Genomic DNA, 15,691 nt, shown 5'->3' with positions numbered 1-15,691 from the left:
TGGAGTGATCACAATGAAAAAAACCGCAATCAGTTTTATGTTGGCCGCCTTGTTGCCTGCCACCAACGCCTATGCCGAACAAGGTGACTGGGTTGTACGCCTGCGTGCAACCAATGTCAGCCCCAATGAAAGCAGCCGCCTGGGCAGTACGGTGAACAAAGCGGTAGGCGCCAATGTGATGACGCCTAGTGCTGACCTGAAAGTCGACAGCAACACCATCCCTGAATTGGATATTAGTTACTACTGGACTAAAAATATTGCAACCGAGCTGATTCTGGCGCTGGGTAGCAAACATGATGTCAAAATCAGCGGTGACAGCGCGGGTGTGGTTGGTAACCAGCATTTGGGTAGTATTGATGCATTGCCACCGACACTCACCGTGCAATGGCACTTTAATCCAGACCAGACCATAGACCCGTATGTAGGCGCAGGCTTGAATGCAACGTTTATGCTGGACCGTAACCTGCGTTTTACTTCTGGTGCGACTGCAGGCGAGAAAATCAAAATTGACCGCAGCAGCTTTGGACCTGCCCTGCAAGCGGGTGTAGATATCAACCTGAAAGATGGCTGGTTATTGAACGCGGATGTGAAATACGTCTGGATGGATACCGACGTTGAAATGAAGAGTGCAACCACTGGCAACCGCTGGGCAAAAATCGACTCTCTGGACATTAACCCTTGGGTAATCAGCTTAGGGGTCGGCAAACGCTTCTAAACTGGATATTTTAAAGTCTCTTCCCTGGGGCATTAATGCGCTCCATTCACCTCTGACGCCACCCCAGTGTCAGAAGTTTTTTTATATGCGGAGAGACTTATTTACTGAAAGTTAAAGCGCGCGGAGAGGCTGGTCAAATTCAGTTGTTCCAGCAACTGTTGTCCGCGCTCGCGTGCACTGCGTTTGCGCTGGCCAGTATATTTGGCAATGATGAGCTCGTTTTTCATTGAGTGCTCCCAGCCCACCAGCTCAGTCACCGTCACCTGGTAGCCGTGCGCTTCCAGTTCCAGGCAGCGCAACACATTGGTCACCTGGCTGCCAAACTCACGCGTATGGATAGGATGCCGCCACAATTCACTGAGAAAAGTCTGGGCCAGCGTTTCAGCCTTGTGCTGACGCATGACCTCGGCCACTTCTGCCTGGCAGCAAGGCACCAGCACCATAAATTGCGCCTGCTTTTGCAAACCGAACTGGATCGCATCATCTGTCGCCGTATTGCAGGCATGCAAGGCCGTGACAATATCTACGGTTTCAGGCAGTTGCTGCGACTGCATGGCCTCAGCCACGGTTAAATGCTCAAACTGCATACGGTCAAAGCCGCACTCTTGCGCCAGTTGGCGTGATTTATCTATCAACTCACCACGGCTTTCAATACCAATCACCTGTCCACCAGCATGCTGCTTGAGTAACAGGTCGTAAAGAATAAATCCCAGATAAGACTTGCCTGCCCCATGGTCAACCAGCACTGGCTGCGACTGTTTATCCATCACTGTCTGCATCAGGGGCTCGATAAAATTAACCAGGTGGTAGACCTGCTTGAGTTTACGGCGGCTATCCTGATTGAGTTTGCCGTCGCGCGTCAGAATATGGAGCGCCTGCAATAACGGCAGGGATTGGCCGGATTTGACTTCGGGAGGCAATTGAGTTTTGACCATGCGTCATGCTGCTTTAAAATATAAGCTGTAAGTTTAACAGCAATGGCTGCTGTTGCCATGACTGCCAACATTCGGGAACTCTCGGCATGGTTCAGGAATCATGACTATAAGCAGTCGATAGACAATGGCCATCAAGCCGGTTATCACTGCTGCAGCGACGCACATGCGCGCTGTTTCAATTCGCTACATCCAGCGCTGTTGTTCAATCGTATCAGGGAGTATGTATGTCACATGATTCTGCCGGCATGGCTTTTTTTAATTTACACAGAACAATAAAGCCTGCTTTTTCAGTGCTGGCGATTTATTCACTGTTCACCAACGCAGCCTTTGCTGATACGGTATGGCTAAAAAACGGTGACAAAATAACCGGCACCATAGGCGTCAAAGTCTCTAACAAGCTCACGGTCAAAACCAGTTACGCAGATGAAGTGAAAATCAACTGGAATGACATTCACAGCATAGATGCTGACAAACCGATGTTGATGCAACTGATGGATGGCAGCATCGTCAATGGCCGACTGGTGCATTCAGACGAAGGCCAGGTCATCCTCGATGAAGAAACCAGCACGCCGCTGGTCGATACCGAGCTCGACGAAATACATTACATCAACCCGACGCGCGACCTGATCGGTGAAGGCTATGTCTGGACCGGCAACCTGAGCCTGGGCGGCGCGTTTAACAATGGCAACAGTACCAACCGCAACATGCAATTTAACGGCGAGTCAGTGTTACGCGGCCTGGATAATCGTTATACGGTACAAGGCTATTACTACTGGGCTGAGGATAACGACCAGCAAACACAAAACAACGCGCGCGTGCGCGGCCAGTATGACCACTTTTTCACAAAAAAATGGTTTAGCTACCTCAACACCATTCAGGAAAAAGACCGTTTCAGGGATATCAAGCTACGCAGCACCTACGGTGTGGGTACGGGTTACCAGATTTTTGAAGGTGAAAAGCTTAACCTGTCTGTGGAAGGCGGTGTGTCACTGATTAAGCAGGATTATTACGAAGAGAGCGACGACAGCCATGCCGCATTGCGTTGGGCGGTGAACTATAACCAATACCTGTTTGACTCCTTTGTACAGGCCTTTCATCGTCACGAAGTGTTATACACGCCTAGAGATCCCTCACAAATCCTGGTTTACAGCTCAACCGGCCTGCGCTTCCCGTTTATTTTCGGCTTGAGTGCGTCTACACAACTAGACTACAACTACGACAGCCGCCCGGTCGATGACCGTGTAAAAGGCGATACGCGTGCACTGTTTACGCTGGGCTATAGCTGGAAATAGCAAGGAGATCGCTGCAACCTGTAAGGAGTGGCTGCTTAAATGTTAAAATAAGCGCTTCATTGTTTTAACTGTCTTTGAATCTCTTTTGTAGAGCATCATGGCATAAAACAATGCGGGGTACGGCAAGGGACATTGATACCGTATTTTTTGAGTTGAAGATGGAGCAAAAATATGGCGATACAATGGTTTCCGGGACACATGACTTCTGCCCGCAAAAAGGCAGAGGAAACACTGGAGCATATCGACGTCGTGATTGAAGTGCTGGACGCACGCGTACCTGCCGCCAGCCACAACCCCATGATTGAGGAAATGCGCAACTTTCGCCAGCGCCCTAACCTCAAGATCCTCAACAAAGCCGACCTGGCTGACCCGCAAGTCACCCAAGCCTGGTTGAATTACTTTAATAAACAACCTAATACCAAGGCGGTCGCGCTGTCGTGTAAAAAGCCTGGCGATGCAAAAAAGATCCCGGGCTTGTGCCGCCAACTAGCGTCACATCGTGGCACGCCGTTAAAACCGTTGCGCATGATGATCATGGGCATTCCCAACGTCGGCAAATCCACCCTGATGAACGCCCTGCTTAACCGCCGCGCGGCCAAAGTAGGTGATGAACCTGCTGTGACCAAAAGCCAGCAGCGCTTTGATTTAAATGATAGCCAGAACATCACCGACACGCCGGGCATGATGTGGCCAAAAATCGAGCATGAATCTGACGGTTACTTGCTGGCGGCCAGCCACGCCATTGGCCGTAACGCCGTGATTGATGAAGATGTGGCCGAGTTTCTGGGCAACCTGCTATTAAAACAGTACCCGGCGTTGATGAATACGCGCTACAAACTGGAGGTGATGAAGCTGGATGTTGCCACCATGGATGGCATAGACCTGTTGCAAGCCATTGCCAAGCGCCGCACTTACAAACGTAATGATGGCGAATGGGATATGGAGCGCACTGCCATGGCCTTGCTGACCGACTACCGCAGTGGTGCCATTGGCCGTGTCAGCCTGGAATCGCCACAAAGCCGGGCTGAGATGCTGGCGCTGGCCGCAGAACAGGCTGCGGCAGCGAAAAAAGCAAAAGAAGACCAGGCTACGCCTGAGCCAGATAGCGTATAACCGTTTACGAAAATACTTAGGCAATCAGACTGGCATGCCGCTTGGCAGGCTTACCTGCCTCGGGTGGTTGATTAAGTAGCTGATCAATATTGCTGGCAATGCGGTTACGGCCATTCTGCTTGGCTTTGTAAAGATTCTGGTCCGCCCCCGCAAACAAGCCTTCCAGGCCATAACCGACGGTTTCGGAACTGACAGAGCCAACACTGACCGTACACTTGATGGCCTGTGTATCACTGCTCATGCTTTCCACGCCCGCAATACTCACCGGTGTCACCTCAATAATACGGCGGATACGCTCCGCCAAGATCATTGCCTCATGTTCGCCGGTGTTCGGCATTAAAATACAAAACTCTTCACCGCCATAGCGGCCGATCACATCGCCACCACGCAAAGCGGCACGTATGGTGCCTGCGCACGCTTTTAACACCACGTCCCCCACCAGGTGTCCATACACATCATTGACCTTTTTAAAGTAGTCCAGGTCAACAATCAGCATACCCATCGGCAGGCGTATGCGCTGCGAAACTGCCTGCATACGCGTGGCGGCTTCTTGCAGGCCGCGACGGTTCAAGACGCCAGTGAGGCCATCCAGCGTGGCGATGGCTTGCAGTCCGGCCTGCGCACGCACATGCATCACCAGCAGCAACAAACTGGTGACGATTGTCATCACCAGCAAGGTAGCACTCATCATATAAGCATGGATGCCCCACTGTGAAAACGACTGCAAACTCTCCTGCTCACTCAAGATCACCTTCACCGCTAAAAAAGCCAGCATCAAGCTGACCAGCGCAAACAGACTGCAACATAGCCAGAATACGTGCGCGACAAAGTCTTTGCCATGGCCGACCAGGCTGCGACTGCCGTAACCAAACACCCACATCAACACCAACAGGTTGCTGAGCAATACCCACCGGCTTGGCGCGTGCATATTCAGCATCACCGCATTACAGGCCAGCAAGGTGGTCACCACCAGCAAAGCCCAATAACGATACACCCGGTAGCCCCTGAACAAGCGGATACCGTTCACAAACAGGCTGATGCCAAGCGCAATAATGGTGACTGAAGCGGCCACGTAAACGCTTTGCGGGCCGAGTATCAAAGAGGTTTGCGACAGAAAGTAAACACAGAGCCCGGCGCCTAAGACCAACAGGCCGCGTACCCAATGCATAATCAGGCTGCGTTGCTGATGGGCGCCAAAGATCAACAAGACCAGAACCAGCGTAAAGGTAAGTCCAATTGATGATAGAATGACACTGTTGAGATCAAACACAGGGGCGGACAAAGTTTGTTTACCTGAAAAACATAATACTATGGTTGAGCGACTATACCCATATAAATGAAGGGGTTAAATAGTCCATACAGGCTAATTCCTAATCCGCTTTTGTTGTTTAGCACAAACCCCTGAAGTCCCATGCAGCATCTACTGAATCCCCCACAGCGCGAAGCAATTCACTACCTTGACGGCCCTCTACTAGTGTTAGCCGGTGCCGGTAGTGGTAAAACACGTGTCATCACGCAAAAAATTGCCTACCTGATTAACCAGGCGGGCTATAAAGGCACCCAGATTGCCGCCATCACCTTTACCAACAAGGCTGCGCGCGAAATGCAGGAGCGCGTCACGCCGCTGCTGGAAGGCAAAAGTGGCAAAGGCCTGACCGTGACCACGTTTCACTCACTGGGCCTGCAGATCCTGCGCCAGGAGGCGGCACTACTGGGCTACAAGCCACAATTCTCGATTCTAGATGCGTCAGACAGCTTTAAAATCCTGAGCGACATTCTCGCCACGACAGACAAGCAATTGCTGCGCAAAACCCAATGGCAGATTTCCAGCTGGAAAAACGCGTTTGTCAGCCCTGACCAGGCAAAAGCGCTGGCGGATGAAGAAATGGCGCATGCCGCAGCCCGTGTTTACCAGCTTTACCAGCAAACCCTGCGTGCCTACCAGGCAGTGGACTTTGACGACCTGATCAAGGTCCCGGTTGAACTCTTTGACCAGCACAGCGAGATGCTGGATAAATGGCAACGTAAACTGCACTACCTGCTGATTGACGAATACCAGGACACCAACGCCTGCCAGTACAAGCTAATTAAGCAGCTCACCGGTCTGCGCGGTCAATTTACCGCCGTAGGCGATGATGACCAGGCGATTTACGGCTGGCGTGGCGCCGACGTAGAAAACCTGCGCCAGCTCACCACAGACTTTTCAAAACTCAAGGTGATTAAACTGGAGCAAAACTACCGCTCCACCGTGCGTATTTTGCGCGCAGCCAACCAGGTGATTGCCAACAACCCAAAATTGTTTGAGAAAAAACTGTGGAGCGAACTTGGCACCGGCGAGCTATTACATGTCACCGCCACACAAAGCGAAGAACACGAAGCCGAAACCGTGGTCATGAAATTGCAGGCGCACAAATTCGAGCATCGCACCACCTACAAAGATTATGCGATTCTCTACCGCAGCAACCACCAGGCGCGCATCATTGAAAAGTTTTTGCGCAACCACAAAATCCCCTACACAATCTCTGGCGGCTCCTCGTTTTTCGACAAAACCGAAATCAAGGACATCATCAGCTACCTGCGCCTGGTCGCCAATGAAGATGACGATCCTGCGTTCATCCGTGCTGCAACCACGCCCAAAAAAGGCATAGGCAATACCACGCTGGAGCGTCTGGGTGAATACGCCAGCGCGCATAAAATGTCGCTATTTGCTGCCGCCTTTGAAGGTGGTTTTCAGCACGACGTCGGCGCCAAACAGCTCGAAGACCTGCTCACCTTCTGCCGCTACATCCAGACGCTACAAGGCCGCGCCGTCAAAGACCCTGCCAACGAAGTGCTCAACGACCTGCTAACTGCCATTCAATACGAAACCTATTTGTATGACGGCGAAGAAGCGCGCGCAGCCGAAACACGCTGGGGCAACGTCATCGAATTTGTCTCTTGGCTCAGCAAAAAAGGCGAAGGCTCCACAGAATACGGCAATGAGTCCGAAGGCAAAAACCTGCTCGAACTCACACAAATGGTTTCGCTCATCACCATGCTCGAAGGCCGCGAAGACAGCGAACCCGATGCAGTCAAACTCTCCACCCTGCACGCTTCCAAAGGCCTGGAGTACGGCCACGTCTTCTTAATCGGCTGCGAAGAAGGCATCTTGCCGCACACCAACTCAATCGACGCCGACCAAATCGAAGAAGAACGCCGCCTCATGTACGTAGGCATCACGCGCGCGCAAAAATCACTCAATATCACCTGGTGTAAAAAACGCAAACGCGCTGGCGAAATGCAAGCCTGTGAACCCAGCCGCTTTATCGCCGAACTGCCCAAAGACGACGTCAAACACTTCGGCAACCCGTTTAACGGGCCAGATCAGGTCTTGAGCAAAGACTATGGCAAGAGCAAGATGGCGAATATTAAGGCGATGCTGGCTAGCAAGCCCACATAAAAATGACTGACAGGTCCAGCCCGGTACTGCTTTTTCCTCATGCTATAATTCTACATTTACTGACTTACATACTGGCTAAAATGACACAAAAAGTTGCATTGATCACGGGCGTAACTGGTCAAGATGGCGCCTATCTGGCAGAACTGCTGCTTAACAAGGGCTATATTGTCCATGGCATTAAAAGACGTTCATCATTATTTAACACAGCACGTGTAGATCACTTGTTTCATGACCCGCATGCAGAAGGCAAGCCTTTTTACTTACATCATGGAGACATGACAGACTCCTCCAGCCTGACCCGTATCATCCAGAAAGTTCAGCCAGATGAAATTTACAACCTAGCTGCTCAAAGCCATGTCGCCGTTTCATTTGAAGAGCCAGAATATACAGCCAATTCAGATGCCCTCGGAGCATTGCGAATCCTAGAAGCAATTCGCATTCTGGGATTAACCAAGAAAACCAGGTTTTATCAGGCGTCGACTTCCGAATTGTATGGCCTGGTACAAGAAACCCCGCAAAAGGAAACCACTCCCTTCTATCCACGAAGCCCATATGCCGTAGCCAAGTTATACGCCTACTGGATCACGGTCAACTATCGTGAAGCTTACGGTATCTATGCCTGTAACGGTATTCTCTTCAACCACGAAAGCCCTATCCGAGGCGAAACCTTTGTCACACGCAAAATCACACGTGCTCTTGCTCGTATAAAACTCGGCTTGCAGGACTCCCTCTACCTAGGCAATTTGGATGCCAAACGTGACTGGGGACACGCCAAGGATTATGTCGAGATGCAGTGGCTGATGCTACAACAGGAGGCCGCTGAAGATTTTGTTATTGCTACTGGTGTGCAATTCAGTGTGCGCGACTTTGTCGATGCGGCTGCCACAGAACTTGGTATAAACATTCAGTGGCAAGGCGCGGGCATTGATGAAAAAGGCTATGACCAGCAAGGAAAATGTATCGTCCAAGTGGATCCTCGCTACTTCCGCCCAACTGAAGTAGAGACCCTATTGGGTGATGCCTCTAAAGCCAGAGAAAAGTTAGGCTGGACTCCTAAAATTCCGTTTGCAGACCTGGTCGCAGAAATGGTGAGAGAGGACTTACGTATTGCAGAACGCGACGAGTTAGTAAAAAAACACGGCTACGTGGTGCAAAATTATTTCGAATAAATCAGTCATGCGTATTTTACTTACTGGCGGCAGCGGGCTAGTTGGCAAAAATCTGATTGATGCCTTTGCCGACACATCCATCGAATGGTTTGCACCAACAAGTCAACAGATGAACCTGCTTGACTATCCCCAAACCCGTCAAATGATTACCGAGCTCAAACCGGAGTTAGTCATACATGCCGCCGGCATGGTAGGCGGCATACAGGCAAATATCCGTGAACCTGTTAGCTTTCTGGTCAACAACCTTGACATGGGCCGCAACCTGCTCATGGCCTGCCTGGAAAACGGTGTAAAACAAGTGCTAAATCTGGGAAGTTCCTGTATGTATCCCAGAAACCATCAGGAACCACTAACGGAAGAAATGATTCTAACCGGTGAGTTGGAGCCGACCAATGAGGGTTACGCACTAGCCAAGATTGTCACGGCGCGTTTGGGGGAATACATTCAGCGGGAAAATCCGGATTTTAATTACAAGACGCTAATACCCTGCAACCTGTATGGGAAGTACGACAAGTTTGATCCCAAACATTCACACCTAATTCCAGCTATCATCCACAAAATCCACCTAGCCAAACAGCATGGCGATAAAACCGTTGAAATATGGGGCACAGGCGAGGCAAGACGCGAATTCATGTATGCCGGCGATTTGGCACAGCTCATAGTTTCCGCCATTGGTCGATTTTCTTCATTGCCAGCGCTGATGAATGTCGGCCTCGGCTATGACTATACAATCAACGAATACTATGAAGCAACAGCCGAAGTCATCGGCTATGAAGGTACCTTCGTACATGACTTAAGTAAGCCTGTGGGCATGGCGCGCAAACTGGTCAATGTCGACAAGCAAACGGCCTGGGGCTGGCAGCCTACTCACTCACTCAAGCAAGGTATCGCCAGCACCTATCACTTTTATCTGAAGGAACAGCAATAATGTCGTTTAAATACCCTCTCGCAACCACCACTTGGGATGAGAAGGAAATCGCGGCCATGCACCGCGTGATCGACTCTGGCATGTTCACCATGGGCAGCCACGTCAAAGCATTCGAAGAACAGTTTGCCGCATTCACAGGCAGCAAGTATGCCATTATGGTCAACTCCGGCTCCTCCGCCAATCTGATCATGATCGCTGCACTGTTCTATAGCCAAAACCCAGCCTACCAGCTGAAACGTGGTGATGAAGTGATCGTGCCAGCGGTCTCTTGGAGCACCACTTATTACCCTTTATACCAATACGGCCTGAAACTGAAATTTGTCGATATCGACCTGGAAACACTGAACCTTGATCTGGAACAGCTGGAATCGGCGATTACTGAAAACACACGCGCCATCCTGGCAGTAAACCTGCTGGGCAACCCCAATGACTTTAAGCGCATACAACAGATCACAAAAGGTAAAAACATCCTGTTGCTGGAAGACAATTGTGAATCCATGGGAGCAACCTTCGAAGGCAAACAAGCCGGCACTTTTGGCCTAATGGGCACTTATAGTTCGTTCTTCAGCCATCATATCTCTACCATGGAAGGTGGCTTGGTCGTCACCGACGACGAAGAGCTTTACCAAATCATGCTTTCACTGCGTGCACATGGATGGACACGTAACCTGCCAAAACATAATCTTGTTTGCAGCGAAAAGAGCGATGACCCATTTGAAGAGTCATTCCGATTCGTATTACCAGGCTACAACCTGCGCCCCCTAGAGCTTTCTGGCGCCATCGGCCTGTATCAGGTTGAAAAACTACCAAGCCTGGTTAAAGCCAGAAGGGAAAATGCAAAACTGCTACAAACCACACTATCAGACCATCCAGACATCATGATACAGAAAGAAATTGGAGAAAGCAGCTGGTTTGGTTTTAGCCTAGTGATTCGCCCTGGCAGCCAATGGACTCGTAAAACACTAATTGAGCGATTAAACACGCTAGGCTTTGAGTGTAGACCGATTGTGGCAGGTAACTTTGCCAAAAACGAAGTCGTCAAATACTTCGATGCAACAGTGCATGGCCAACTAAAAAATGCAGAACATATCGATCAGCATGGCCTATTTATTGGTAACCATCATTATAAGATTGACGAGGCGATTCACACATTATGCGCTATCTAGCCAGAGGCATAATCAATTCTGGATTTGCACTTTGGGCGAACCTGTCCAGAAAATGTAACATCAGAAGCTGCTGGATTGCTCCGCAAGCAATTAAACATGCATGGTTTATCAGCACCATGAAGGATGTGGTAATCGATGCAAGCTCAAGCATTGGAAGTTATACTTATATTGGAAAAAGTAGCTTCATAACCAGGAGTACTATTGGGCGATTTTGCTCCATCGCAAACAATGTTTCAATTGGTCATGGCGAACACCACTTGAATCGCATTTCAACCTCATCATTATTTTATGCCGACCCTTGGCAAGAGCTTACACGTGAAGAGTGCCTTATCGAAAGCGATGTTTGGATTGGCGTAGATGCCATCATCCTTAGAGGCGTTAAAGTCGGTGTAGGTGCTGTAATTGCTGCCAACGCAGTAGTTACCCGAGATGTTCCACCATTTGCCATCGTTGCAGGAGTACCAGCAAGAATCTTGAGATATCGGTTTAGCGAAGCAAAACAACAGCAAATACTGGCATCAAAATGGTGGGAGCAGTCTCTAGAACAGGCCGCAGTTATCTTTAAACAACTAGAACACCAAAACGTTACCGCTTGAAAACTTCACTAAGGGTTAGGCTCAAATATCAAAATTAGTCACTCCACATGGACAACCAAAATTACAAAGGAAGTATCGATATTCAAGGATTCAGCGACAACGCCATCTTTGACCTAAACAATCCGCTAAATAGGGACGATGGATTTAAAAGTTGGATCAGCCTCAAAGAGGCCTTTGCTACTCACAAGATCAGCCTAGATACTGCCGACAAGTTCATTAATCTCGCTCATGCTGACTTCGAACTACATCTTGACTGCAGGCCAACTACTCATGCAATCAACAGTTACCTTCTGATGCTTGAGTCACACTTAATCAAACCACTCAATGCAAAGCCAACTTTATGGCAACAATATAACAAGGTATTCACTTGGCGAGACGATCTGGTCGATGGCAACCAGTTCATAAAAATCAATTATCCCCAGCAAATACGCATCCCAGACATTGATGGCTGGCAGCAAAGGCACCAACTTTGTTGCCTGATAGCGGGCAATAAATCGCTAGCTCGCACAGACAAACGTGATCTTTACGTGGAACGTATTAAAACAATTAAATGGTTTGAGAAACATGCCAAAGATGCGCTAAACCTTTATGGAACCGATTGGGATCTACCAATGCTTGGTCATGGGCTTACTGGAAAAATATTGCGTGTCTTTTTTAAAAAACTCAAGTCGGTGTGGCCTTTCAAAAAGCTGCAAATATACAAGGGTAAATTGAACCGAAAAAGCGACGCTTTATTAACAACAAAATTCAATATTTGCTATGAAAATGTCGCTGACTTACCAGGTTACATTACCGAAAAAATATTCGATAGTTTCTTCTATGGTTGTGTTCCGGTGTATTGGGGGGCATCAAATATTACACAGTACATTCCAGCGAACTGCTTCATAAATCGCAAGCAATTCAAAGACACGGCAGAGATGTATGTTTTCCTAAACACAATCACAGAGATGGAATACATAGAGTACCAAAGAAATATTGTACATTTTCTTCAAAGTGAGAAGGCACAAGAATTTTCCTCTGCAACCTTCGTAAATACAATTGTCGATACGGTTACAAAAGACCTTGAACATCTCACGTGACTTTCTCTTATTGGCTTTGGGGCGGGCTGCACAAGTCGTAATCGCATTCGCAACCCTGAGGATAGCGACTACCATGCTAAGCCCTGCTGAGTTTGGCCTGTTTGCACTACTCACAGGATTTAGAGCCTTTTTTGGTCTATTTCTAATCAGTCCGGTTGGACAGCACGTCAATCGCCACACCCACGAGTGGTTTGACCAGCACACGCTACGCTCGTATTTAAAAGCATATCAGGGTTATATCCTGGCTGTTTCGGTGATAGCAACTATCAGCTTGGTTATCTGGTCATGGCTACATGGCACAATATTTAAAGAGCCAATTGTATGGACGTCCGTGATGATGGGGCTGGTAGTTCTAAGCGGTACATGGAACGCAACACTGGTGCCAATGCTAAACATGCTTGGACAACGACTACAAGCGGTATGTCTGGAGTTCATCACATCATTGTGCACGCTAATGTCAGCAGTCATACTATGCAAAATTCACGACACTGGCAGCATGTGGTTTGCAGGTTCAATTATAGGCTGCGTGATCGGAAGCGGGCTGGCATGGATCGCCTTAGGTCAGATTTTAGGCCCGCAGCTACAGCCAACTCAACCCTTTATGAACAAACAAATCCTGCGTCATTATTGTGCACCATTGGCAGTCTCCGCAGCGCTATTATGGTTTTACACAACGAGCTATCGCTTTGTGATCGAGTGGTTTTGGGGTGCCGAGATACTAGGCACATTTGCCTTTGCATATATTTTTGCATCACAAATTTGGGCCGTTTTTGAGGCACTGATGACCCAGTTTATTTATCCCTACTTTTACCGGACGCTGTCTGTAAGCGCATCGGACATGCCTGCAAAGGCCTTTTGTCATCTGGTAAATGCGGTATTACCCATTTACCTTTTTTTGCTTGCTCTCTTTATCATGGGCGCAGATTTAGTATTACCGCTAGTTTCTGGACACCAAGCCTATCAAGCTATGTCTTGGCTGCTACCGTTCGCTTTTATATTCGAATTCTTTCGTGTGATTTCAGCCCTACTTTCACAAGCTACCCAAGTAACAAAAAACACGAGTGACAATATTACTCCATATGTAGTGGGAGGGGGATTGGTCTTGGCCAGTAGCCTAATCAGCGCAATCATGGATTGGCCAGTCATTTATCTTGCCCTGCTTCTCGTTGCTTCAGGAGCACTGTTATTTGCAGCCATGTTTAAATCCATGTTCAACCATATAGCGTTTCATATAGACTTATACCTGATAGCATTGCCACTATGCATGGTTATCATCAATTTAGTCTTAAAACCATTACTCAGACCCAGTATTGGCTATGCAACCATGGTTCTTTGTCTTGAAGGGATGCTGTTCATGATTTACTGCAGTTACCTCTTTCGCAACAATCATCACGTACATGCACTTTTGAAAACAAGAATTTAAACGTATAAATTATGATTATTTCGAATGTCATTGGCGGTCTGGGCAATCAGATGTTTCAATATGCTGCAGGCAAAGCACTCGCCTTACAGCATCAGACCGGACTTTTTCTCGATACCGCAGACTTCGACGGGTATAGCCTACACCCTCTATTGCTGATGCGTCTATTTCCAGCTGTATGTCGGCCAATTGAGCCTGCCACAATGAAACACTTAATTGGCTTTCGCACACATCCCATGTGTAAGAAAATTCTAAGAAAGCTGAATACTCCCCAACTGAGCCAGCCCATCATTTTCGAGCCTTCAGAGCATTACTGGCAACAATTTCCGGCACTACCAAATAATGTCTATCTAGATGGCTACTGGCAGTCGGAGCGTTACTTTTCCAATTATGCTAATCAAATTCGCGCAGATTTTAATTTTCCACCTTTGAAATCTCCAGCTAACCAAGCCCTTGCAAATGAGATCGCCGAAAGTGTGGCAGTGAGCCTTCATATACGTCGCGGAGACTATGTATCTCAAACCGTGAATCAATCGATTTATTACCAATGCGACATGGACTACTATCGCGCTGCGATGGCACATATAAACGCCAACGTCCGCAATCCTAGATATTTTATTTTTTCTGATGATATTGCTTGGGCCAAAGAAACTTTTGCGGATTATGATATACACAGCTTTGTTTCACATAACACTGGCGACCAGAATTACGTGGACATGCAGCTAATGAGCCTATGCAAACACAATATTATTGCTAATAGCACATTTAGCTGGTGGGGGGCTTGGCTCAATGAAAATCAGGCAAAAATTGTCATTTCTCCACGAGAATGGTTTGTAAATGGCCGCTCATCAAAGGACCTAATTCCGGAAAACTGGATAAAAATATAGTCACACCATGCAGTCACACTTAAAAAAAACACTGTTAATCGGTGGCAATGGCTTTATTGGCGCCGCGCTGGCACAAGCATTACATGCAACGCAACGCAGCGTCTCCGTGGTGAGCAGATCGCCCAATAAAAACCCATTGTTAGATGCCTCAATTGCCTATCATCAAGGTAACTTTGGTGATCTGGCATTTATTTCCCCCCTGATAGCAGCACATGACGAAATAGTACATCTGGCTTACGCCTCAGTTCCTAACACTTCGTTTGAAAATCCGCTAACGGACTTACAAGAAAATTTGACTCCTTCCGTACAATTGTTTCTTGAAACTGCAAAGCTGGGCAAGAGGCTGCTGCTAGTCTCGTCCGGTGGCACTGTCTATGGCGAAGCTTGTTACATCCCTATTTCAGAGGTACATCCCAAACATCCGATCTCACCATATGGACTAACCAAATTGACACTAGAAAATTACGCCAACTTGTATAGTGTCACTCACGGGCTCGAATATATGGTGGTCCGTCCCGGCAACGCCTATGGTATAGGTCAAACCCCGTTTAAGGGCCAGGGCTTTGTCGCAACAGCTATTGCGTCTGCCCGCTTGGGCAAAGCAATCAAAATATTTGGTCTCAACGGTTCAGTGAGGGATTACATTTACATCACTGACCTTGCCAATGCAATCGTGTCCACACTCACCGCTGGCCGTGCCAACGAGTGCTATAACATAGGTACCGGCATCGGTTATAACAACTTGGAGTTGATCAACTACATCAATACGTTACTGCGAGTAAAGCATCATGCCCCCCTTCACGTGGAATACGTACCTAGTAGACCATTCGATGTCAAATGTAATGTACTTGACTACGCTAAACTCAATCACCACACAGGGTGGGAGCCGCTTGTGTCACTGGAGCAAGGCCTATCAATGACTATAGATAACCTGTTCCTATAAAATGAACTC

14 protein-coding genes are annotated in these 15,691 nt (G+C 48.3%); 12 read left to right on the top strand and 2 right to left on the bottom strand.

From position 1 onward, the window contains the following. Positions 1–13: 13 nt before the first annotated feature. Positions 14–715, top strand: a complete 702-nt coding sequence (locus INP79_RS11150; RefSeq protein WP_194754326.1) for an OmpW family protein — start codon at positions 14–16, stop codon at positions 713–715. A gap of 101 nt (positions 716–816) precedes the next feature. Here INP79_RS11150 and INP79_RS11145 read toward each other — a convergent pair whose 3' ends face one another. Next, positions 817–1,650 (bottom strand): SAM-dependent methyltransferase, encoded by an 834-nt coding sequence (locus INP79_RS11145; RefSeq protein WP_194754325.1) that lies wholly within the window; start codon positions 1,648–1,650, stop codon positions 817–819. Between the two features lie 224 nt (positions 1,651–1,874). Here INP79_RS11145 and INP79_RS11140 point away from each other — a divergent pair, with 224 nt between their 5' ends. Both INP79_RS11140 and ylqF read left to right on the top strand, forming a co-directional pair. Next, positions 1,875–2,942, top strand: a complete 1,068-nt coding sequence (locus tag INP79_RS11140; protein WP_194754324.1) for a YdiY family protein — start codon at positions 1,875–1,877, stop codon at positions 2,940–2,942. Positions 2,943–3,113: 171 nt separating this feature from the next. Next, a complete protein-coding gene (ylqF, locus tag INP79_RS11135) occupies positions 3,114–4,055 on the top strand; it encodes a ribosome biogenesis GTPase YlqF (RefSeq protein WP_194754323.1) in 942 nt (313 codons plus the stop codon). Between the two features lie 16 nt (positions 4,056–4,071). On the opposite strand, the gene INP79_RS11130 is transcribed toward ylqF, so the two are convergent. Continuing rightward, a complete protein-coding gene (locus INP79_RS11130) occupies positions 4,072–5,262 on the bottom strand; it encodes a GGDEF domain-containing protein (protein WP_228519886.1) in 1,191 nt (396 codons plus the stop codon). Between the two features lie 204 nt (positions 5,263–5,466). Between INP79_RS11130 and INP79_RS11125 the strand changes: the two genes are divergently transcribed. The 9 genes from INP79_RS11125 (at position 5,467) to INP79_RS11085 (ending at position 15,682) form a co-directional block, all read left to right on the top strand. Beyond that, a complete protein-coding gene (locus tag INP79_RS11125) occupies positions 5,467–7,494 on the top strand; it encodes a UvrD-helicase domain-containing protein (protein ID WP_194754322.1) in 2,028 nt (675 codons plus the stop codon). A gap of 80 nt (positions 7,495–7,574) precedes the next feature. Next, positions 7,575–8,663, top strand: coding sequence for a GDP-mannose 4,6-dehydratase (gmd, locus tag INP79_RS11120; RefSeq protein ID WP_194754321.1), 1,089 nt, complete (start codon positions 7,575–7,577; stop codon positions 8,661–8,663). Between the two features lie 7 nt (positions 8,664–8,670). After that, positions 8,671–9,591 (top strand): GDP-L-fucose synthase, encoded by a 921-nt coding sequence (locus INP79_RS11115; RefSeq protein ID WP_194754320.1) that lies wholly within the window; start codon positions 8,671–8,673, stop codon positions 9,589–9,591. Continuing rightward, positions 9,591–10,757, top strand: coding sequence for a DegT/DnrJ/EryC1/StrS aminotransferase family protein (locus INP79_RS11110; RefSeq protein ID WP_194754319.1), 1,167 nt, complete (start codon positions 9,591–9,593; stop codon positions 10,755–10,757). Before INP79_RS11115 ends, INP79_RS11110 begins: the two co-directional genes overlap by 1 nt. Next, positions 10,745–11,353 (top strand): CatB-related O-acetyltransferase, encoded by a 609-nt coding sequence (locus tag INP79_RS15590; RefSeq protein ID WP_194754318.1) that lies wholly within the window; start codon positions 10,745–10,747, stop codon positions 11,351–11,353. Before INP79_RS11110 ends, INP79_RS15590 begins: the two co-directional genes overlap by 13 nt. Before the next feature lie 47 nt (positions 11,354–11,400). Then, positions 11,401–12,432, top strand: a complete 1,032-nt coding sequence (locus tag INP79_RS11100; protein WP_194754317.1) for a glycosyltransferase family 10 domain-containing protein — start codon at positions 11,401–11,403, stop codon at positions 12,430–12,432. Next, positions 12,392–13,855: a lipopolysaccharide biosynthesis protein gene (locus INP79_RS11095; protein WP_370583259.1), complete on the top strand. Its 1,464-nt coding sequence runs from the start codon at positions 12,392–12,394 to the stop codon at positions 13,853–13,855. Before INP79_RS11100 ends, INP79_RS11095 begins: the two co-directional genes overlap by 41 nt. Before the next feature lie 11 nt (positions 13,856–13,866). Continuing rightward, entirely contained in the window at positions 13,867–14,739 is an 873-nt protein-coding gene (locus INP79_RS11090) for an alpha-1,2-fucosyltransferase (protein ID WP_194754315.1), read from the top strand. A 7-nt stretch (positions 14,740–14,746) separates the two neighbouring features. Then, positions 14,747–15,682 (top strand): NAD-dependent epimerase/dehydratase family protein, encoded by a 936-nt coding sequence (locus INP79_RS11085; RefSeq protein WP_194754314.1) that lies wholly within the window; start codon positions 14,747–14,749, stop codon positions 15,680–15,682. Positions 15,683–15,691 lie beyond the last annotated feature (9 nt).

Source organism: Methylophilus sp. QUAN, assembly GCF_015354445.1.
Classification (GTDB): Bacteria; Pseudomonadota; Gammaproteobacteria; order Burkholderiales; family Methylophilaceae; genus Methylophilus.
Note: the sequence above shows the minus strand (reverse complement) of the source record. Positions and strands in the feature narration are given on the sequence as shown.